The organism is Pseudonocardia sp. 73-21 (assembly GCF_001899645.1).
GTDB lineage: Bacteria > Actinomycetota > Actinomycetes > Mycobacteriales > Pseudonocardiaceae > Pseudonocardia.
This window is the reverse complement of record NZ_MKVV01000028.1, coordinates 44,353-62,777: the sequence shown is the minus strand read 5'-3', so window position 1 is coordinate 62,777 and position 18,425 is coordinate 44,353. Positions and strand designations below refer to the sequence as shown.

The 18,425-nt window shown below is 74.3% G+C and carries 18 protein-coding genes; 10 read left to right on the top strand and 8 right to left on the bottom strand.

Translation table 11 applies throughout. From position 1 onward, the window contains the following. Positions 1-6: 6 nt before the first annotated feature. Positions 7-1,137, top strand: coding sequence for a HAMP domain-containing sensor histidine kinase (locus BGP03_RS07405; RefSeq protein WP_296377829.1), 1,131 nt, complete (start codon positions 7-9; stop codon positions 1,135-1,137). Here BGP03_RS07405 and BGP03_RS07400 read toward each other — a convergent pair. Continuing rightward, the gene (locus BGP03_RS07400; RefSeq protein WP_298796731.1) at positions 1,097-2,104 is read right to left on the bottom strand and encodes an AraC family transcriptional regulator; all 1,008 of its coding nucleotides are present in this window, start codon (positions 2,102-2,104) and stop codon (positions 1,097-1,099) included. The two genes, BGP03_RS07405 and BGP03_RS07400, sit on opposite strands and share 41 nt — an antisense overlap. Positions 2,105-2,173: 69 nt before the next feature. On the opposite strand from BGP03_RS07400, the gene BGP03_RS07395 reads away from it, so the two are divergent. Genes BGP03_RS07395 through BGP03_RS07385 form a run of 3 tightly spaced genes read left to right on the top strand, consistent with a single transcriptional unit; the run spans position 2,174 to position 5,324 of the window. Beyond that, positions 2,174-3,649 (top strand): NAD(P)/FAD-dependent oxidoreductase, encoded by a 1,476-nt coding sequence (locus BGP03_RS07395; protein WP_298796730.1) that lies wholly within the window; start codon positions 2,174-2,176, stop codon positions 3,647-3,649. Beyond that, complete coding sequence (locus tag BGP03_RS07390) at positions 3,646-4,479, top strand: SDR family NAD(P)-dependent oxidoreductase (protein ID WP_296377832.1); 834 nt, start codon at positions 3,646-3,648, stop codon at positions 4,477-4,479. The genes BGP03_RS07395 and BGP03_RS07390 overlap by 4 nt, the downstream gene beginning before the upstream one ends. Further along, positions 4,476-5,324 carry an alpha/beta fold hydrolase gene (locus tag BGP03_RS07385; protein ID WP_298796727.1) on the top strand — a complete coding sequence of 283 codons (849 nt, stop codon included), beginning with the start codon at positions 4,476-4,478 and terminating at the stop codon, positions 5,322-5,324. Before BGP03_RS07390 ends, BGP03_RS07385 begins: the two co-directional genes overlap by 4 nt. Positions 5,325-5,556: 232 nt before the next feature. Here the strand turns inward: BGP03_RS07385 and BGP03_RS07380 are convergent, their stop codons facing one another. From BGP03_RS07380 to BGP03_RS07370, 3 genes are all read right to left on the bottom strand, one after another. After that, the gene (locus BGP03_RS07380; protein ID WP_298796725.1) at positions 5,557-6,738 is read right to left on the bottom strand and encodes an HRDC domain-containing protein; all 1,182 of its coding nucleotides are present in this window, start codon (positions 6,736-6,738) and stop codon (positions 5,557-5,559) included. Positions 6,739-6,809: 71 nt separating this feature from the next. After that, the gene (locus BGP03_RS07375) at positions 6,810-7,463 is read right to left on the bottom strand and encodes a response regulator transcription factor (protein ID WP_075949948.1); all 654 of its coding nucleotides are present in this window, start codon (positions 7,461-7,463) and stop codon (positions 6,810-6,812) included. A 319-nt stretch (positions 7,464-7,782) separates the two neighbouring features. Next, positions 7,783-8,379, bottom strand: a complete 597-nt coding sequence (locus BGP03_RS07370; RefSeq protein WP_298796723.1) for a DUF3000 domain-containing protein — start codon at positions 8,377-8,379, stop codon at positions 7,783-7,785. A 117-nt stretch (positions 8,380-8,496) separates the two neighbouring features. Here BGP03_RS07370 and hemE point away from each other — a divergent pair, with 117 nt between their 5' ends. The 3 genes from hemE to hemQ all read left to right on the top strand — a co-directional run bounded on the left by hemE (position 8,497) and on the right by hemQ (position 11,843). Then, on the top strand, positions 8,497-9,561 hold the full coding sequence (gene hemE, locus BGP03_RS07365; RefSeq protein WP_296377836.1) for a uroporphyrinogen decarboxylase: 1,065 nt from the start codon (positions 8,497-8,499) through the stop codon (positions 9,559-9,561). Further along, entirely contained in the window at positions 9,558-11,066 is a 1,509-nt protein-coding gene (gene hemG / locus BGP03_RS07360; protein ID WP_298796720.1) for a protoporphyrinogen oxidase, read from the top strand. The genes hemE and hemG overlap by 4 nt, the downstream gene beginning before the upstream one ends. A gap of 81 nt (positions 11,067-11,147) precedes the next feature. Beyond that, positions 11,148-11,843 carry a hydrogen peroxide-dependent heme synthase gene (gene hemQ, locus BGP03_RS07355; RefSeq protein ID WP_296377838.1) on the top strand — a complete coding sequence of 232 codons (696 nt, stop codon included), beginning with the start codon at positions 11,148-11,150 and terminating at the stop codon, positions 11,841-11,843. Between the two features lie 71 nt (positions 11,844-11,914). Here the strand turns inward: hemQ and BGP03_RS07350 are convergent, their stop codons facing one another. The 3 genes from BGP03_RS07350 to BGP03_RS07340 form a co-directional block, all read right to left on the bottom strand. Next, the gene (locus BGP03_RS07350; RefSeq protein ID WP_298796719.1) at positions 11,915-13,078 is read right to left on the bottom strand and encodes a hypothetical protein; all 1,164 of its coding nucleotides are present in this window, start codon (positions 13,076-13,078) and stop codon (positions 11,915-11,917) included. Positions 13,079-13,163: 85 nt separating this feature from the next. Next, on the bottom strand, positions 13,164-13,586 hold the full coding sequence (gene msrB, locus BGP03_RS07345; RefSeq protein WP_296377840.1) for a peptide-methionine (R)-S-oxide reductase MsrB: 423 nt from the start codon (positions 13,584-13,586) through the stop codon (positions 13,164-13,166). A 59-nt stretch (positions 13,587-13,645) separates the two neighbouring features. Continuing rightward, on the bottom strand, positions 13,646-13,933 hold the full coding sequence (locus BGP03_RS07340; protein ID WP_296377841.1) for a hypothetical protein: 288 nt from the start codon (positions 13,931-13,933) through the stop codon (positions 13,646-13,648). Between the two features lie 32 nt (positions 13,934-13,965). Here BGP03_RS07340 and ligD point away from each other — a divergent pair, with 32 nt between their 5' ends. Then, positions 13,966-14,994 carry a non-homologous end-joining DNA ligase gene (gene ligD / locus BGP03_RS07335; RefSeq protein ID WP_298796716.1) on the top strand — a complete coding sequence of 343 codons (1,029 nt, stop codon included), beginning with the start codon at positions 13,966-13,968 and terminating at the stop codon, positions 14,992-14,994. Here ligD and BGP03_RS07330 read toward each other — a convergent pair. Then, complete coding sequence (locus BGP03_RS07330) at positions 14,988-15,545, bottom strand: hypothetical protein (protein ID WP_298796714.1); 558 nt, start codon at positions 15,543-15,545, stop codon at positions 14,988-14,990. The genes ligD and BGP03_RS07330 overlap by 7 nt on opposite strands. Positions 15,546-16,100: 555 nt before the next feature. Here BGP03_RS07330 and BGP03_RS07325 point away from each other — a divergent pair. Continuing rightward, a complete protein-coding gene (locus BGP03_RS07325; RefSeq protein WP_298796712.1) occupies positions 16,101-17,453 on the top strand; it encodes a ferric reductase-like transmembrane domain-containing protein in 1,353 nt (450 codons plus the stop codon). 37 nt (positions 17,454-17,490) lie between these two features. Continuing rightward, positions 17,491-18,425 (top strand): DUF4142 domain-containing protein (locus BGP03_RS07320; RefSeq protein WP_299735943.1); only part of this gene is annotated, 935 nt, incomplete at its 3' end.

Sequence of the window (18,425 nt, the reverse complement as noted above, 5' to 3'; positions counted from 1 at the left end):
CAGGCCATGGTGCTGGGCCTGCGGCCGCGCCTGACGCTGGTCAGCACCGCGGTGGTGGCCGCGGTCAGCGCGCTGCTGCTGTGGCTGGGCTGGTGGCTGGTCGGCGGGGTCGCCCGGGCGCTGCCCGCCCTTCCGGAGGGCAGCACGGTGCGGGTCGGCGATCAGGTGGTGCCCGCCGAGCAGTTCGCCGACGCCGTCGGGCAGGCCGCGCAGGGCACCGTGCTCACGGCGGGGCTCGTGGCGTTCCCGCTCGTCGTCGTCGCGGCGGCCCTGGTGTCCTGGTGGCTGGTGGGCCGCGTCCTGAGCCCGCTGCACGCCGTGACGGCCACGGCGCGGCGGCTGTCGGTCGAGTCGCTCGACACCCGCACGGGGGTGCGGGGCGCCCGCGGTGAGGTCGCGGAGCTGGCCGCGGGCTTCGACGCGATGCTCGACCGGCTGCAGGCCGCGTTCGACGCCCAGCGCCGGTTCGTCGCCAACGCGAGCCACGAGCTGCGCACGCCGATGGCGGTGCTGCGCACCGAGGTGGACGTGACGCTGTCGGACCCGTCCGCCGACGTCGAGGAGCTGCGCCGGATGGGTGGTGTCGTGCGCGAGGCCACCCGCCGGGCCGACGACCTGGTGGCCGGCCTGCTGCTGCTGGCCCGCACGGAGGGCGCCGAGCTGGCCGACGTCCGGCCTGTGGATCTCGCCGACCTCGTCCCGCCCGCGCTGGCCGCCGTCCGCACCGACGCCGGGCACCGGGGGCTGCGGGTCCAGGTGCGCACCGCGCCCGCCACCGTCCGCGGCGATCCGGTGCTGCTGGAGCGCGTGGCCGGCAACCTGCTGGAGAACGCGGTGCGCCACAACGTCGGCGGCGGCTGGGTGGAGGTGTCCACTTCGGCCTGCGACGGCTCCGCGGTGCTGTGCGTGGCGTCCAGCGGGCCGGAGATCCCCGCGGAGAAGGTGGCGGAGCTGTTCGAGCCGTTCCGCCGTGGCCCGGTGGAACGCACGGGCGCGGTGCGCGGATCGGGGCTGGGGTTGTCGATCGTGCGCGCGGTGGTGGCGGCGCACGGGGGCACGGCGGCCGCCGAGCCGGTGCCGGGCGGCGGCCTGGCCGTCACCGTCCGGCTGCCCGACGCCGGACCTCCCGTGGGGTGACCCCGTACCAGCGGCGCACGGCCCGCGTCAGCGCCGACTGCTCGGCCAGCCCGACCATCGTCGCGACCTGGGAGAACGGCAGGTCGGTGCGGGTGATCAGGCGGTCGGCGGCGTCGCGGCGCACGTCGTCGAGGATCGCGTCGAACGTGGTGCCCTCCGCGGCCAGGTAGCGCTGCAGCGTGCGGGGATGCAGGCGCAGCAGCCGTCCGACCGACCCGATCCGCACCGGTGACGACCCGAGCGACTGCGTCAGTGCCGCGCGCACCCGCGGGGCGACCATCGCGCCGGGGTCGGGGAAGTGGCTCTCCAGGAACTCGACGGCGATCGCGTGCAGCACCTCGTCGCCGCCGTGCACCGGGGTGGCGGCGAGCCCGACCGGCACGCGGAGCACGGCCGCGTCGCGCGCGAAGCGGACGTCCGCGCCGAAGAAGCCGGTGTAGCGGTCCACCGGGGCCAGGGGCGGGTGTGTCAGGTGCACCGAGCGCAGGCCGTAGGGGCCACCGTGCAGCAGCAGGATGATGCGGTGCCACAGGCCGATGCCGAGGTCGACGACCTGCGGGGGAGGGATCTCGCCGCCGGCGCCGCCGTACCGCAGCCCGATGACCCCGCGGACGCCCTCGGGATCGGGGACCTGGGAGGTGCGCAGCGCGGAGCTGTGCACCGACAGGAAGCGCGAGGCGCAGTCCAGGGCGTCGCCCATCGTCCGGGAGCTCTCGATCGCGACCGCCAGTGGCCCGAGGATGCCGACGTCCTGCTGCTCGGCCAGGCGCAGCCCCAGGTCGGGGCACGTCAGCTCGGCCGCGGCCGTCTCCAGCAGGCGCCCGACGGCGGCCGCGGGCACCAGGGCGTCGTCGGCGGTACCGGGCGGGATCCCGAAGCGCACCAGGAGGGCGGCCCCGTCGCCGCCGAGGCCGTCCACGAGGGGTTCGAGGCCCCGCAGCGCCGCGGCCCGCACCATCGCCCGCATGTCGCGCAAGGGTAAATGACTGTCGTCTGAAGTCAACTTTCCGGCCCGGCGGACGACCAGACTGGGCGTATGACCACCGAACATGTCGACGTCCTCATCGTCGGCGCGGGCCTGTCCGGCATCGGCGCCGCCTGGCGGCTCACCCACGAGCGCCCGGGCACGAGCTACGCGATCGTCGAGGCCCGCGAGGCCATCGGCGGCACCTGGGACCTGTTCCGCTACCCGGGCGTGCGCTCGGACTCGGACATGTTCACGTTCAGCTATCCGTTCCGGCCGTGGCAGGGTTCCCGGTCGATGGCCGAGGGCTCGGACATCCGCGCCTACATCCGTGACACCGCCACCGAGGCGGGCATCGACCGGCACATCCGGTTCGCCACGTCGGTGGTCGGAGCAGAGTGGTCGACGCGGGAGGCGCGCTGGACCGTCCGTCTGCTCAGCGGCGGCGTCGAGAGCACCCTGACCTGCGGCTTCCTCTACGCCTGCGCCGGCTACTACAACTACGAGCACGGCCACCAGCCCGAGTTCGCCGGCCGTGAGGACTTCGCGGGCGAGTTCGTGCACCCGCAGTTCTGGCCGGAGGACCTGGACTGGACGGGCAAGAAGGTGGTGGTGATCGGCAGCGGCGCCACCGCCGTCACACTGATCCCCGCAATGGCCGAGAAGGCCGAGCACGTGACGATGCTGCAGCGCTCGCCGTCCTACCTCACGGCCCTGCCGCAGCGCGACGCGTTCGCCGACAGGCTCCGGCGCCTGCTCCCCGCCCGCCTGGCCGCGACGATCATCCGCGCGAAGTACGTGGCGGTCTCGCAGGGCTTCTACCAGCTCGCCCGCCGCCGCCCGGAGAGCGTGAAGAAGATCCTGCGCGGCATCGCGCTGAAGTTCCTCGAGGACCCCGCCTACGTCGACGAGCACTTCACCCCGAGCTACAACCCGTGGGACCAGCGGCTGTGCGTCGTCCCGAACGGGGACTTCTACCGCGCCATCCGCCACGGTGACGCCTCGGTGGTCACCGACCACATCGACCGGCTCGTGCCCGAGGGGATCCGGCTCGTGTCGGGGAAGGTGCTCGAGGCCGACGTCGTCGTCTCGGCCACCGGGCTGTCGCTGCTGCCGTTCGGCGGGCTCGACCTGAGCATCGACGGCAGGCCCGTCGAGCTCTCCGACACGCTCACCTACCGCGGTCTCATGCTGTCCGGCGTCCCGAACTTCGCCTACTGCATCGGCTACACCAACGCGTCCTGGACCCTGCGGGCCGACCTGTCGTCGCGCTACGTCTGCCGGCTGCTCGGGTTCATGGACCGCCACGGCTACGCGAGCGCCACCCCGGCGCACGCCGCGGCCGGGGAGGGCCGGCGCCCGCTGCTCGACCTCACGTCGAGCTACGTGCAGCGCTCGGCCGACCGGTTCCCTCAGCAGGGTGCCAGGGAACCGTGGGCCACGCGCCAGAACTACGTCGTGGACATGATCAGGACCATTCCGGTGAGCGTGCGCCGCGACATGACGTTCGCGGCCGCGCCCGCCGTGCTCGAGGAGGCCGTTCGATGAAGGACTACCGCTTCGCGGGGAAGACCGCGGTGCTGACCGGGGCCGCGAGCGGTATCGGCGAGCAGCTCGCCTACGGGCTCGGGGTGCGCGGCAGCGACCTCGTGCTGCTCGACCGCGACGCCGACCGGCTCGACGCCGTGGCCTCCACCGTCCGGCTGCGCCACCCCGGCATCAGCGTCGAGACGATCGTGGTGGACCTCGCCGACCGCAAGGCCACGCTCGCCGTCGCCGAGCAGATCCTCGCCGACCACCCGCGGATCGGCCTGCTGGTCAACAACGCCGGAGTCGCGCTCGGGGGCCGGTTCGACCAGGTCACCCTCGACGAGTTCGAGTGGGTCATGGACATCAACTTCCGGGCGCCCGTGCTGCTCACGCACACGCTGCTGCCGGCGATCGCCGCCGGCGGCCACCTCGTCAACGTCTCCAGCCTGTACGGGCTGATCGGGCCGGCCGGACAGTCGGCGTACTCGTCGAGCAAGTTCGCGATCCGCGGGCTCACCGAGGTGCTGCGGGCCGAGCTCACGCCGCAGGGGATCGGCGTCACCACGGTGCACCCGGGCGGGATCAGGACCAGGGTGGCGGAGAGCGCGCGCGTCGGGTCCGGGGTGGCCCGGACCGACGTCGAGGCGACACAGAAGGCGTACCGCGCCCTGCTCAGCTACCCGGCGGAGAAGGCGGCCGAGGAGATTCTCGACGGCGTCGAGCACCGCAGGGCACGGGTGCTGATCGCGTCCAGCGCGAAGATCCCCGACGTGCTGGCGCGGCTGCTGCCGACGTCGTACCCGCGCGTGCTGGACGTCCTGACCAAGGCGATGGTGAAGCGGGGATGACCGACGTCGACGTCCGCGGCGCGCGCATCCACGTGCGGGAGAGCGGCGACCCGTCGTCGGAGCCGGTGCTCCTGCTGCACGGCATCGGCCGCAGCCTGGAGGACTGGGCGCCCCAGCACGCCCGGCTCGCGGATGCCTACCGCGTGATCAGCGTCGACATGCCGGGGTTCGGGTTCTCGCAGCGCCTCCCCGAGCCGACGACGCTCCGGACCCTGGCCGAGGGCGTCCTCGGCACCCTCGACGCGCTCGGCGAGCACCGGCCCGTCCACGTGATGGGCAACTCGCTGGGCGGCGCCGTGGCGATGCAGCTGTCGGTGCTGGCCCCGGACCGGGTGCGAACGTCGACGCTGGTCAACAGCGCGGGCTTCGGCAAGGAGGTCACCATCGCGCTGCGGCTGCTGGCCATCCCCGGTCTCGGCCGGGGCATGCTGGGTGCCGCCGACCGCAACGCGATGCGTCGCACCGAGCGCGCCCTGTTCTTCGACGGCTCGTTCGTGACGGAGGAGCGGATCGACCACGCCGTGGAGGTGGGGCGGCAGCCCGGCTCGGCCGTGGTGTTCCTGGAGGCCGCCCGGGCCCTGGGCACCCTGCGGGGGGTGAGCGCCGGCTGGCGGAGCGCCCTGCTGGCGGAGGTGGCCCGGCACCCGAAGCCGACGCTGGTGGTGTGGGGTGAGCGCGACCTGATCCTGCCGGCGCACCATCTGCGCGCGGCGCGGGCCGCGCTCCCGTGGGCGCAGTCGCACGTGTTCGCCGAGACGGGTCACATGCCCCAGGTGGAGAAGGCGGACGAGTTCGCGCAGCTCGTCAGGGTGTTCCTGGCGGCACAGCAGGTATCGGCCCGCTGACAGCCCATTGTGCTGCGGCACTGCCAGGGATGACGCGGCTTGTGGGCAACTTTCGACGCTGATCGCTCCGATTCGTCATCCTTCTTCCGTGGGACGTCGTCGGGAGCCGCTGCCGCCGGAGCTGCGCGCGCTGAGTGACCGGATGCGTGATGCGCACGGAGTCCGGGCGACACGGGGTGGCCAACAGGTTCGCGCGCGCATGTCGTCGACGGCAGCGCGCCGGCCGACAGCGTCAGGTGGCGCGGGTGGCCAGCGCCGCCTCCAGCTGCTCCCCCAGGAGCGCCACCTGCCAGTCGCGCGCTCCGCCCTTGCGCATCGCTGCTCCTACGTCGCCATCGGCCGGCGGCGTCCAGCAGAGGCGGCGGAGCAGGTCGGGTTGGAGCAGGTTCTCCACCGGCACCGACCACTGCTCGCCCGTGGCGGCCAGGGCGGCACGGGCGGCGGCGAGGCGGGCGGCGGCGTCGGGGTCCCGGTCGGCCCAGCGGGCCACCGGCGGGGGGCCGTCGGCCGGCGCGGAGGGGCGGGGGAGCGCGTCGGCGTCCAGCGCCGCGGCCTCCTGCAGCGCCGCGAACCAGTAGTTCGTCAGCCGGCGCTGCGAACGCCCGCGGAACACCGCCATGCCGGCGAGCGCGTGGGCCGTCTCCGGAGCGGTGACGGCGGCGTCGACGATGGCGGCGTCGGGCAGCACCCGGCCCGGCGCGATGTCGCGCTCGGCGGCGAGCCGGTCGCGGGCCCCCCACAGCGACCGGACCGCGGCGAGCGCGCGGGGCTTGCGCAGCTTGTGGATGCCCGACGTGCGGCGCCACGGCTCGGCACGCGGGGCCGCCGGGCCCGCGGTGCGGACGGCCTCGAACTCCTGCATCGCCCACTCGTACTTGCCCTGCTCGGTGAGCAGGGCGGCCAGCACGTCACGGAGCTCGACGAGCACCTCGACGTCCAGCGCGGCGTAGACGAGCCAGTCCTCGGGGAGCGGCCGGCGCGACCAGTCGGCGGCGCCGTGGCCCTTCTCCAGCCCCAGGCCCAGCAGCTGCTCCACCATGGGGCCCAGGCCGACGCGGGGGAGCCCGGCCAGGCGACCCGCCAGCTCCGTGTCGAACAGCGCGGACGGGGCGAGGCCCACCTCAGCGAGGCACGCGAGGTCCTGGTTGGCGGCGTGCAGCACCCACTCGGGCCCCGTCAGGGCCGGGGCGAGCTCGGACAGGTCGCTGCCGAGCGGGATGGGGTCGACGAGTGCCGTGCCCGCGCCGCTGCGGCGCAGCTGCACGAGGTAGGCGCGTTGCGAGTAGCGGAAGCCGGACGCGCGTTCGGCGTCCACGGCGACCGGTCCGCTACCCGCGGCGAACTCCGCGGCCGTCCGGACCAGCGCGGCCCGGTCGGCCACCACGGGGGGCAGACCGTCTGCGGGTCGCAGCAACGGCGTCGGCTGTACCGGCTCGTTCTGCGGCCCACCCTCCTCGTCGTCGAGTGGTTCTGCGGGGGACTCGGTCAGCGGATGACCCCGGCCCTCATGGCCAACGCCACCATCTGGGCGCGGTCACCGGTGCCGAGCTTGCGCCCGATCCGGGACAGGTGGCTCTTGACGGTGAGCGCGGAGAGGCTCAGCGCCTCGCCGATCTCCTTGTTGGACTGGCCGTCGGCCACCAGCTGCAGCACCTCCACCTCGCGGGCCGAGAGCTCACGCGGGGTGTTGTCGGTGCCCGGCACGCGCGTGCCCGTGGCCAGCAGCGGCGCCACGGTCGGGTCGGCGTACACGCCGCCGTCCAGCACCCGCTTCACGCCGTCGGTGACGATCGCCGCCGACGCCGACTTGAGCAGGTACGCCTGCGCGCCCGCCTGGAACGCGGACCGCACGGCGTACGGGTCGTCCGAGGACGCCAGCACGACGAGACGGTTCCAGCCCAGCGAACGGAGCTCCGTCACCAGATCCAGCCCGCTGCCGTCGGGAAGGCCGAGATCGAGGATCGCCAGGTCACAGGGACCGTTGGCGTGTGCCCGGGCTCGTGCTTCGGCGACCGACGCAGCCTCGTACACCGTTCCCGCTCCCATGGAGCGCAGACGCGCGGCGATCGCCTCGCGCAGCAGCGGGTGGTCGTCAACCACCAGCACCGAGAACAGTTCCTCCCGCGGATGCGGGACCATTGCGGGCGACAGCACGGGGTTCGATGGATTTCCCACCACACCACGTACTGGTGAGCCCTGGCCCACTACGGCCACGTCACTACCTCCCTGGAGTCGGTCGTTGCCCCCCGACCGGCACCAGAACCCCGGTCGCGTAGAGCGTTCGCCCGACCGCCCGAGGAGGTGTCGTAGGAGGAAGCGTAGCCCCCCAAGCGGTCTAACGTCGTGTATCGGATCGAACTTTGCCGGGTGAAAGTTACAGCGTTGTCGCGAGCCGTCCACTCGATCGGGTGACGGAGGTGATCACGGCTAGCATCGTTACTGCAGGTGAGCACCGTGATCAGACCGTTCGATGAGCGAGAGAAACTGCTCCGACCGGCGGAAGGCCCGCAGCCGATGCGACGAGCTGACAGAACGCCTCGGCGTGCGCGGCCAGGTCCGTGTCGGTGGGGGTCCACGATGCCCGCAGCTCGACGTCGTCGTCGCGGCGCGCCCCCGCGATGTCGCCGAACCGCACCGAGGACGTCTGCGTGACCGTCCCGCCCAGCGCCGTGTAGCCCGCCCCGTTCTGCTCCAGGGCCTCGGTGAGCCACGACCAGCCGACGACGGGGAACATCTCGTCGCCCAGCTGCTCGGGCTCCAGCCTGGCCTGCACGAAGCACACGAGCCGGAACACGCCCTCCCAGGCGTCCTGGCCCGCCGGGTCGTGCAGCAGGATCAGCCGGCCCGACGTGTCGGGCTCGTCGAGATCGTCGAGGGGCTCCCCGGCGCGTCCGGCGCCCGCGTCGGCCTCCACGCTGAACGCCCACGTGTACGGCGCGAGCCGGGGCGGCGCACTCAGGGCGGAGACGAGCAGTTCGGGTCGGTGCCGCGGCGCGCTCAGCGAGGCCACGGCCCGCCGGAACTCGATGGGGGGTGGGGCGGTCGCGTCGGGCACGAGCGGGAACTCTAGGTTGCACTCCGTGGCGGTTCCGGCAGGCGCGCCGGTACCCGATCGAGGGGCTGCGGCCCGCCGCGCGGTGCCCCGTCACGGGGTGGAAGAATCGACTCCGACATGGTCACGAAACCCGCTCCCGCCGCACTCGGTCGTCGCGACCTGAGCACCGCCCCCCTCCTCGTGGCCGCCCGCGGTGGCCGCCCGTCGCGGGTGCCCGTGTGGTTCATGCGCCAGGCCGGGCGGTCGTTGCCGGAGTACCGCGCGCTGCGGGCCGACACCGGGATGCTGCAGGCCTGCATGACCCCGGACCTGACGTGCGAGATCACGCTGCAGCCCGTCCGGCGCCACGGCGTCGACGCCGCGATCCTGTTCAGCGACATCGTCGTGCCCCTCTACGCCGCGGGCGTCGGCGTGGACATCGTGCCCGGCACCGGGCCGGTCGTCGCGAAGCCCGTCCGCACGGCCGCCGACGTGGCCGCACTGCCCGATCTCGACGCCGAGCAGGTCGCCCCGGTCACCGACGCGATCGCGCTGCTGCTGCGCGAGCTCGGCGCCACCCCGCTCATCGGGTTCGCCGGCGCCCCCTTCACCCTCGCCTCGTACATGATCGAGGGCGGGCCGAGCCGCAACCACGAGCGCACCAAGGCGCTCATGCGCGCCGCCCCCGAGGTGTGGCACGGGCTGATGGACAAGCTCGTCGGCATCACCACGTCGTTCCTGCAGGCGCAGGTGCAGGCCGGCGTCGACGCCGTGCAGCTGTTCGACTCGTGGGCCGGGGCGCTGTCCGTGCGCGACTACCGGCAGTACGTGCTGCCCTACTCCTCCCGGGTGCTGGGCGCGCTGGCCGACGCCGGCGTCCCGCGCATCCACTTCGGGGTCGGCACCGGCGAGCTGCTGGGCTCGATGGCCGAGGCGGGGGCGGACGTCATCGGCGTCGACTGGCGCATCCCCCTCGACGACGCCGCCCGCCGCGCCGGCGGCACCCGCCCGGTGCAGGGCAACCTCGATCCCGCGGTGCTGTTCGCCGATCCCGCCTCGCTCGAGGCCGAGGTGCTGCGCATCCTCGACGAGGGCCGCCGCACCCCCGGCCACGTGTTCAACCTCGGCCACGGCGTGCTGCCCGACACCGACCCGGACGTGCTGACGCGGCTGGTCGAGCTGGTGCACAGCCAGAACCCGTGAGCTCGCGGGTCGCGGTCGTCGGGGCCGGGATCTCCGGCCTCGCCGCCGCCCACCGGCTGCGCACGCTCCTCGGCCCGTCCGCGGTGATCACGGTGCTGGAGCAGCGGGACCGCATCGGGGGCGTCCTGCGCACCGTCGACCTCGCCGGGGTGCCCTACGACGTCGGCGCCGAGGCGTTCCTGACCCGGCGGCCCGAGGTGCCGGTGCTGCTGGCGGAGCTGGGGCTGTCCGCCGTGCACCCCACGGGTGCGTCGGCGTCGGTCCGGGCCGCCGGGCGCACCGGCCCGCTCCCCGGCGCCACCCTGCTCGGGGTGCCCACCAGCGCCGCCCGCCTGGACGGCCTGCTCTCGGCCGAGGGACTGGCCGCGGTGGCGGCGGAGCCCGACCGGCCCCTCACCTGGGATCGCGACGCCGACGTGGCCCTGGGCGGCCTGCTGCGCGAGCGCTTCGGTGACGAGCTCGCCGACCGCCTCGCCGACCCCCTGCTGGGCGGCGTCTACGCGGGCCGCGTCGATCTGCTGGGTGTCCGCGCCACGATCCCCGCCCTGGCCGCGGCGCTCGACGCGGGCGCGCCGTCGCTGACGGCGGCCGCGGACCGGGCCACCACCCCACCCGCGAGTCGGCGGTTTCCCGTGCGCGAGTCGGCCGATTCCCGTGCGCGAGTCGGCGGTTCTCCGGGCGTGAGTCGCCCGATGCCGGAGCGCGAGTCGGCGGATCCGGGCCGGACGACGGCCCCTCCCGGCCCGTCGCCGGTCTTCGGGGCCGTCCCCGGTGGCTACCGGGTGCTGCTCGATGCGCTGGTCGCCGCGGCGGGTGCGGAGGTGCGGCTGGGCGTCACGGTCCGGTCCCTCGAGCGCCGCGAACGGGGTTGGCGGCTCACCCTCGGCCCCACCACCGATCCCGAACTTCTCGACGTCGACGCGGTGGTGCTCGCCGTGCCTGCTCCCGCTGCGGCCCGCCTGCTGGCCGGGGTCGCCCCGGCGGCGGCGGGGGCCGCGTCGGGGATCGAGCTGGCGTCGTCGGTCGTGGTGGCGCTGGCCTACCGCCCCCGGGACGCGACCGGCCTGCCCCCGACGTCCGGGATGCTGGTGGCGGCCGGCGAGCCGCTGTCGGTCAAGGGCGTCACGCACTCGACGAACAAGTGGGCCCACCTCGCCCCGGACGGCCTCGTGCGGCTGCGCGCGTCCCTCGGCCGGTTCGGGGAGGCCGCCACCCTGCAGGTCGACGACGACGAGCTCGTCGCCCGCACCCGCCGCGACCTCGCCGAGGTGGCCGGGCTGACGGCGGACCCCGTCGCCGTCCACGTCCAGCGCTGGGGTGGGGGGCTGCCCCAGTACGGCGTGGGCCACCTGGACCGCGTGCGGACGATCGGGGACGGGCTGCCGGCCGGTCTCGCTGTGGCCGGGGCCGCACTGCACGGCGTCGGGGTGCCGGCGTGTGTGGGCACCGCCCGGGCCGCCGCGGAGCGGGTCGTCGCGGATCTGGCTGCGGCCACGACCGGCTGACCGCCCGTCTCCCGAGACTGCCGACTCGCGCACGGGGAACCGCCGACTCGCGGGGGATCGGGCTGGTGGCACCATGGGGGTATGGCCCGCCTCGACTACGCCGAGCTCAACAGCACCATCCGCTACACGATGTGGTCGGTATTCCGCGTCGAACCGGGGAAGCTCGGGGACGACCGCTCCGCCGCCGTCTCCGAGATCGGGGAGTTCCTCGACGGTCTGGAGTCCAAGGGAGTGACCGTCCGCGGCGTCTACGACCTCGCCGGCCTGCGCGCCGACGCCGACTACATGGTCTGGTGGCACGCGGCCACCGTCGAGGCCCTCCAGGGCGCGTACGCCGCCCTGCGGCGCACCACCGCGCTCGGACGGGCCAGCGTGCCCGTGTGGAGCCAGGTGGCGCTGCACCGGCCTGCGGAGTTCAACAAGAGCCATGTGCCGGCGTTCGTGGCGGGCGAGGAGCCCAAGGGCTACGTCTGCGTCTACCCGTTCGTCCGGTCGATCGACTGGTACCTGCTGCCCGACGACGAGCGCCGCACGATGCTCGCCGACCACGGCAAGGCCGCCCGCAGCTACGCCGAGGTGCGCGCCAACACCGTGCCCGCGTTCGCGCTGGGTGACTACGAGTGGATCCTCGCCTTCGAGTGCGACCAGCTCGACCGCATCGTCGACCTCATGCGCGACCTGCGCGCCACCGAGGCCCGCCGGCACGTGCGCGAGGAGATCCCGTTCTACACGGGCCCGCGCGTGCAGGCGGGAGATCTGGTCGCGACGTTGCCGTAGGAGCTAGCGGCAGATCGTCGCCGACGCCCGGCTGGCTTGCGCCCCCGGCCTGCCGTGCGACGTCGAGGTGGTCAGCCAGTCGCCGGGCAGGGCGCGAACAACCGGCGGGTGTCGGTCTGCGACGGCGGGCCGGCCGCGGCGTAGGCGGCCGGGTCGGAGAAGCGGCAGCCGAAGGTCGGGCCGGACGTGGCGTCCACGTCGTCCCCCGCCGGGCGCTTCCCGCCGTCCGTCCAGGCCACCAGGTCGTCCCAGGCCTTCCCGGCCTCGGCATCGGAGAACTCGCAGTGTCCGGTGGTGCGGATCGCGCGTTGCACCAGCAGGTCCGACCGGCCCGCGTCGGCCACCTCGCCCGCGTAGATCTGCTCCATCGAGAACGGCACGAACAGGTCGCCGACGCCGTGCAGGGTCAGCACCGGCACCCGCGGCTTCCCGGCCACCTGGGCCACCGGCGTGAGCGCCCGGGAGTTGCGGGCGGCGGGGTCGGCGGGGCGGACGCGCTGGACGGTGACGTCCGGGTTCACCGGTGCGTCAGGGGCGTAGTCGTGGCCGACGTTGGTGGCCACGACGCCCGGGTTGAGCGCCACGCCCGTGACCGGCGTCGGGGCGTTGCCGGGCACGGCCAGGGAGAGCAGGAAGTCCTTCCAGTAGGAGAAGGACGCGTCGGCGCCGGGGCGCACCCCGCCGGAGTCCAGCACCGTCTCGGCCCGCAGCTGCTGCGCCTTCGGCGTGGTGACGGCCGGGTTGTTCGGGGCGAGCCCGAGCCCGGCGTAGATCGCCGGCAGCGCGACGGTGCCGTAGTCGGGACCCGGCGGGTACGCGCGGACGGCGGCGAGGGCCTGGGCGGTGGCCAGCTCGTGGGTGGACCGCACCCCGGACGCCACGTCGTAGCCGTTGCGGTCGTAGGAGGAGGCCGCCCACGCGTAGCCCTGGTCGACGAACCGCTGCCGCAGCCCGTAGGACGGGGCGTCGACGGTGAGCTCGGCGCCGTTGCCCCGGAAACCGTGCGCCCACATGACGAGCTGCCCGTTCCAGTGCGCCGGGACCTCCACGGCGTAGCCGGCGGCGTCGAGCACGCCCGTCAGGACCCGGGTCGGCTTGCCGCCCGCGACGAGCGGCGTGAGCTGGGGCGCCACGATCGTGTACCCGGGGTGCGCCGCGGGTGGCGCGGCCGAGGCGGTCGGGGCTCCCAGCAGCGCCACGGCCAGCGCCGAGACGAGCACGACGACCACGCGCACGGGGTACCTCCGGGGCGACGGTGACGACGGGGCGTCACCAGTCCTACCGGCCGTTCGGGTTCAGCGGTACCTCCGACCGGCGGCGTCAGGCGTCCGGCACGAGCTTCAGCGAGATGGAGTTGATGCAGTACCGGAGGTCCGTCGGGGTGCCGTAGCCCTCGCCCTCGAACACGTGACCGAGGTGGCTGTGGCAGGTGGCGCACACGACCTCGACGCGCTTCATGCCCATCGAGTAGTCGGTGCGCTCGATGACGGCCTCGCCCGCGAGCGGGGTGAAGAACGACGGCCAGCCGCAGTGCGACTCGAACTTGGTGTCGCTGCGGAAGAGCTCGGCGCCGCACGCGCGGCACTCGTAGACGCCGGTGGTCTTCGTGTCGGTGTACTCGCCGACGAAGGGGCGCTCGGTGCCGGCCTTGCGCAGCACCTGGTACTCGGCGGGGGTGAGCTGCTCGCGCCACTCGGCGTCGGTCTTGACGACCGTGGCGGCCGGTTCGGTGGACTTGTCCATGCGCTCCACACTATGTGGGCGCCCCGACAGCGCGCTCGTGATGCGACCTATCAGACCCCTTACAGCCATGTCGCCACCACGAAGTGCAGGACGTCCCACACGAGGTACGCCGAGACGGCCAGCAGCAGGAGCACCACGAGCACCGCACCCCAGCGCCGCTCGCCCTCGGCGCGGTTGGCGGAGTCGGCGAACTCGCTGACCCCGGCCAGGTAGCCCTCGACGGTGAACGAGGGCCGCTCGCGCTGCATGCGGTCGAGGTGGGCGGCGAAGGCCCGGGCCTCGGGGTCGTCGGGATCGAGGCCCACGAGCTCGTCGTCGAACTGACGAGACCGCTCAGGTTCGGGCACAACATCAAGCGTAGCCGGTAGCGTGCGCCCCCGTGGCGACCAAGGCGGCGGCGGTGCTGCTCACCGTGCCGGGACCCGACGGCGACCGTGAGGTGCGCCTGACCAGCCCCGACAAGATCTACTTCCCGGAGCCGGGCATCACCAAGCGGGAGGTGGTGGAGTACTACATCGCGGTGGTGGACCCCCTGCTGGGTGTGCTGCGCGAGCGGCCCACCAACCTCAAGCGCTACCCCGACGGCGTCGAGGGCGAGCCGTTCTACTCCAAGCGGCTGCCCAAGGGTGCGCCCGCCTACGCCGAGACGGTCCGGGTGACGTTCCCGAGCGGACGCACGGCCGACGCGTTCTGCCCCACCGAGCCCGCCGTGCTGCTGTGGGCGGCCAACATGGGCACGTTCGACTTCCACCCCTGGCCGGTGCGCCGCGCCGACCCCGACCGCCCCGACGAGCTGCGCGTCGACCTCGACCCGCAGCCGGGCACCGACTTCGCCGACGCCGCCGCCGTGGCCGCCGTGCTGCACGAGGTGCTCGACGAGGCCGGGCTGGTGGGCTGGCCCAAGACCTCCGGCGGGCGGGGCATCCACGTCTTCTGCCGCATCCGCCCCGAGTGGGACTTCATCGACGTCCGGCACGCCGTGATCGCCATCGGGCGCAAGGTCGCCGAGCGGGTGCCCGAGCGCGCCACCGTCGACTGGTGGAAGGAGGAGCGCGGCGAGCGGATCTTCCTCGACTACAACCAGGCCGCCCGCGACCGCACCATCGCGTCGGCGTGGTCGGTGCGCGGCCGGCCACGGGCGACCGTCTCCATGCCGCTGACCTGGGACGACCTGCCCGACGTCACGCCCGAGGACTTCGACGTGCGCACCGTGCCCGGCATCTACGCCGAGCGCGGCGACCCGCACGCCGACATGGACGCCCACGCGGGCGGCATCGAGACCGCGCTGGAGTGGTACGCCGCCGACCCGCGCGGGGAGATGCCGTACCCGCCGGAGTACCCGAAGATGCCGGGCGAGCCCTCACGGGTGCAGCCCAGCAGGGCGCGCAAGCCCGACGCGGATCAGTAGCCGCTGCCGGTGTCGGCCGGGGCCGCCGCGCCCGCCGGTGTGCCGTCCGGACCGATCGCCTGCCAGGTGCCGCCGACGCCCTGTCCGTTGACGTCGCCCGGCGCGGTGTCCTCGGCGAAGCGGTAGAGCGGCCAGCCGTTCAGCGTCAGCTGCTGGGCGCCGTCCGGTCGTCCGACCGTGCCGACGAGGTCGGCCGGCAGCCCGTCCACGGCCGGGACGCCGTCGCCCAGCACGGGCGGCCACGCGGTCGCGCACGCGCCGACGCAGGCCGACGTCGACGGCGTCGCGGTGTCCTGGGAGAAGCGGTAGAGCGTGTAGCCCTCGCTGGTGACGACGGTGCCCACGGTCGTCGAGGCCGTCGCCAGCCCGCCCGCGTCGGCCGCGGGGGCCTGGACCGTGGCCGCCGGCCGGGATCCCACCGGCACGGCTTCGCTCGCCGGGACGTAGCCCGAGCCGCACCCGGCGGCCAGCAGGACGAGGCACGCGGCGCCGGCCGCGCGGATCGTGGGGACGACCGCCCGGGGCGGCGCGGTGGGGGCGTGTGGCCTCATGGACCCGGACAGTAGGTTCGCGGGCCGTGGTGCGGTTGCGCCGCTGAGGATCCGCGGCGGTCCGCGGCGTCCCGGACACGGTGGGCGGCGCACCACTGCTACGGACGGCGGCAGGTCCTGCTCCGGCTGCTGGGCGGTGCCCTCAGCGAGTCCGCCGGACATCGTCCGGCGACCGACGAGCCGGTGATCACCGCTCACCTGTCCCGGTGGCGACCGGAATCAGTGAGCGCTCGGCGGGGGCGAGCGCAGGGGGCGCGTCCCGGCGAGCCGGTCGCCTCAGCCGTTCACCCTCCGGCCCGGCGCGGTGACGGCAGCCGGTCGGCGGTGACCGGTCGGGCCCCGCGACGGCCGGGGCCCGGATCGTCGAACGGGCCGATGGCCCCGTCGACCGTTGCCGTTCCGTGACTTCCTGAAAGGCGTCACCGGGCGATCGGCCCAACTTCTGCGGCGTCCGGCCCAGTCCGTCGCCGCTCGTCGCGGCGGAGCGGACATCCGGCTTACGACGCTCTCAGCTTCGCAACCCCGGCCGGGGAGCGCTGCCTACGGTCTGCCGCCATGACCGACAGGCATTTCCGCACCGCGTGGCTCGCGGGTCTCACGACCATCATGGTCGGACCGCCGCTGCTGTGGTTGGCGACCGCGCCCGCGGAGCCGTTGTGGTCCCGGCTGTCGGTGGTCACCGGGCTGTTCGCGTTGTCGGCCATGGTCTGCGCGGCGGTGCTGCCCAGCAGGCTCCGTTCGGTCAACCGCGCCTTCGGGATCGAGGGCGTGATCGAGGTCCACCGGTTCCTCGGCCTCGGCGCGGCGGCGCTGGTGCTGCTGCACCTTGCCTGCGTCGTCGCGGCCGACCCGACGGCCGTCTCGCTGCTCGACGTGCCCAACGCGCCGGGCCGGGCGCAGGCCGCCGTGGGCGCCACCGTCGCGCTCGGGGCGCTGGTGGGGGCCGCACTGCTGCGCCGGCACCTGAAGCTGCCCTACGAGATCTGGCGCTGGACGCACATCGCGCTGGGCGTGGCCGTCGTGGTGTTCTCCGCGCTGCACGTGGTGCTGCTCGACCACGCCGTCCAGGAGGCGTCGATGGCCGTGGCGCTGACCGCGCTGATGCTGGTGCTCGTGGCCGTGGCGGCCTACCGGTGGGTGTGGCGCGGGCTGCTCGACCCGTCGACGGAGTTCGTGGTGCACGAGGTGCGCGCCGAGAGCCCGACGGTGAGCACCCTGGTGCTGGGACCACGGGCCCGGCACCCCAATGCCCGACACGGGGGCGGCCGCCGCCCGGAGACCGCGAACTGGGCGTTCGCCCCGGGCCAGTTCGCCTGGCTGCGGCTCGCCCGGTCGCCCGCCGCCGAGGAGCACCCGTTCACGATCGCCTCCAGCGCCCACCTGGGCCGCACCGAGTTCACGATCCGCCACGCCGGTGACTTCACCCACCGGCTGCGCACCCTGCCACCCGGCAGCCCCGTCTGGGTCGACGGCCCGCACGGCGCGTTCACCAGCGACATCGGGGCCTGCGAGGGTTTCGTGCTCGTCGCGGGCGGGGTGGGCATCACGCCGATGATGAGCATGCTGCGCACCGCGGCCGACCGCGCCGACCCCCGCCCGTACCGGCTCGTCGTCGTCGCGGGCTCGCTGGAGGACATGCTGTTCCGCGAGGAGCTGGGCTTTCTCCGCCACACCCTCGACCTCGAGGTCACCGAGGTGCTGCGCCGGCCCCGCGAGGGCTGGGACGGCCACACCGGCGATCTCGGCGTCAGCCTGCTCGCCATGGTGCTCGCCACCGTGCCCCGCCCCGATCACGTCGACTGGTTCCTCTGCGGGCCCCCCGGACTCGTGGACGACGCGCTGGAGGTGCTCGACGTCCTCGACGTCGCCCCGGCGCGCATCCGCACCGAGCTGTTCGACTTCGTCTGACCCGTACCGGTTCCCGAAAGACCCCGAAAGGCTCCCCATGCTCCGCCGGATCCCCCGGTTCCTGCGCGTCTCCGTGCTGGTCGCGGTGCTCCTCGCCGTCAGTGTGTCGGTGTTCCAGTCCTGGTCGTCGGACACCCCCGGCACCGGGGGCTGGACCCAGACCCAGTGGGGCCCGGTCGGGCCCGCCGACCGGGACCTGCTCGCCAAGGTCCGCATGGCCGGTCTCTGGGAGCAGCCCACCGGCCAGCAGGCCGAGCAGCAGGCCAGCTCGCCCCAGGTGCGTGAGGTCGGCCAGCACGTCGCGGGGGAGCACGCCACGCTCGACGCCGACGTCCGCACGGTGGCCGACAAGCTCGGCGTCCTGCTGCCCACCAGTCCCAGCGCCCAGCAGCTCGCCTGGATGAAGGAGATCTCCGCGCAGACCGGGTCGGACTACGACCGGATGTTCGTGCAGCGGGTGCGTGAGGCCCACGGCAACGTGCTGACCCAGATCGCCGCGGTCCGGGTCGGCACCCGCAACTCCCTCGTCCGCGACTTCGCCACCACCGCCGCCGAGTTCGTCACCCGGCACATCGGCTACCTGGAGAGCACCGGCCTCGTCGACTACGACGCGCTGCCGGCGCCGCCCTCGCCCGGGCTGCTGTCGGGGGCCACCGGCTGGACCGACCTCGCCGTGCCGATCCTCGTGTTCATCGCCGCGCTGCTCGCCGCGTCCGCGCTGGTGGCGGCGATGCGCCACCGCAGCGCGCCCCGCCGGGTCACCGCGGCCCGGCCACCGTCCGAGCCGCCGCTCGACCCTCCGGTGGCGCCGACGGCCGCGATCCCCGGGCCCCGTGGCGCACCGGAGATCTCCGGGCCGTACCCGGTCGCCGCCCCCTCGTCGGGGGTCGGCGCGCGACGGCGGATGTCACCCACCGACGTGTCCGGGCCCTACCGGCGCGTGGACCCCGCCCCCGGTGAGAGCACCGGCTC

Excerpts from the sequence above, each read along its gene's own strand:
- BGP03_RS07405 (WP_296377829.1), top strand. The coding sequence starts at position 7 with ATGGTGCTGGGCCTGCGGCCGCGCCTGACGCTGGTCAGCACCGCGGTG.
- BGP03_RS07400 (WP_298796731.1), bottom strand. The coding sequence starts at position 2,104 with ATGCGGGCGATGGTGCGGGCCGCGGCGCTGCGGGGCCTCGAACCCCTC.
- BGP03_RS07395 (WP_298796730.1), top strand. The coding sequence starts at position 2,174 with ATGACCACCGAACATGTCGACGTCCTCATCGTCGGCGCGGGCCTGTCC.
- BGP03_RS07390 (WP_296377832.1), top strand. The coding sequence starts at position 3,646 with ATGAAGGACTACCGCTTCGCGGGGAAGACCGCGGTGCTGACCGGGGCC.
- BGP03_RS07385 (WP_298796727.1), top strand. The coding sequence starts at position 4,476 with ATGACCGACGTCGACGTCCGCGGCGCGCGCATCCACGTGCGGGAGAGC.
- BGP03_RS07375 (WP_075949948.1), bottom strand. The coding sequence starts at position 7,463 with ATGGTCCCGCATCCGCGGGAGGAACTGTTCTCGGTGCTGGTGGTTGAC.
- hemE (WP_296377836.1), top strand. The coding sequence starts at position 8,497 with ATGGTCACGAAACCCGCTCCCGCCGCACTCGGTCGTCGCGACCTGAGC.
- hemQ (WP_296377838.1), top strand. The coding sequence starts at position 11,148 with ATGGCCCGCCTCGACTACGCCGAGCTCAACAGCACCATCCGCTACACG.
- msrB (WP_296377840.1), bottom strand. The coding sequence starts at position 13,586 with ATGGACAAGTCCACCGAACCGGCCGCCACGGTCGTCAAGACCGACGCC.
- BGP03_RS07330 (WP_298796714.1), bottom strand. The coding sequence starts at position 15,545 with ATGAGGCCACACGCCCCCACCGCGCCGCCCCGGGCGGTCGTCCCCACG.
- BGP03_RS07325 (WP_298796712.1), top strand. The coding sequence starts at position 16,101 with ATGACCGACAGGCATTTCCGCACCGCGTGGCTCGCGGGTCTCACGACC.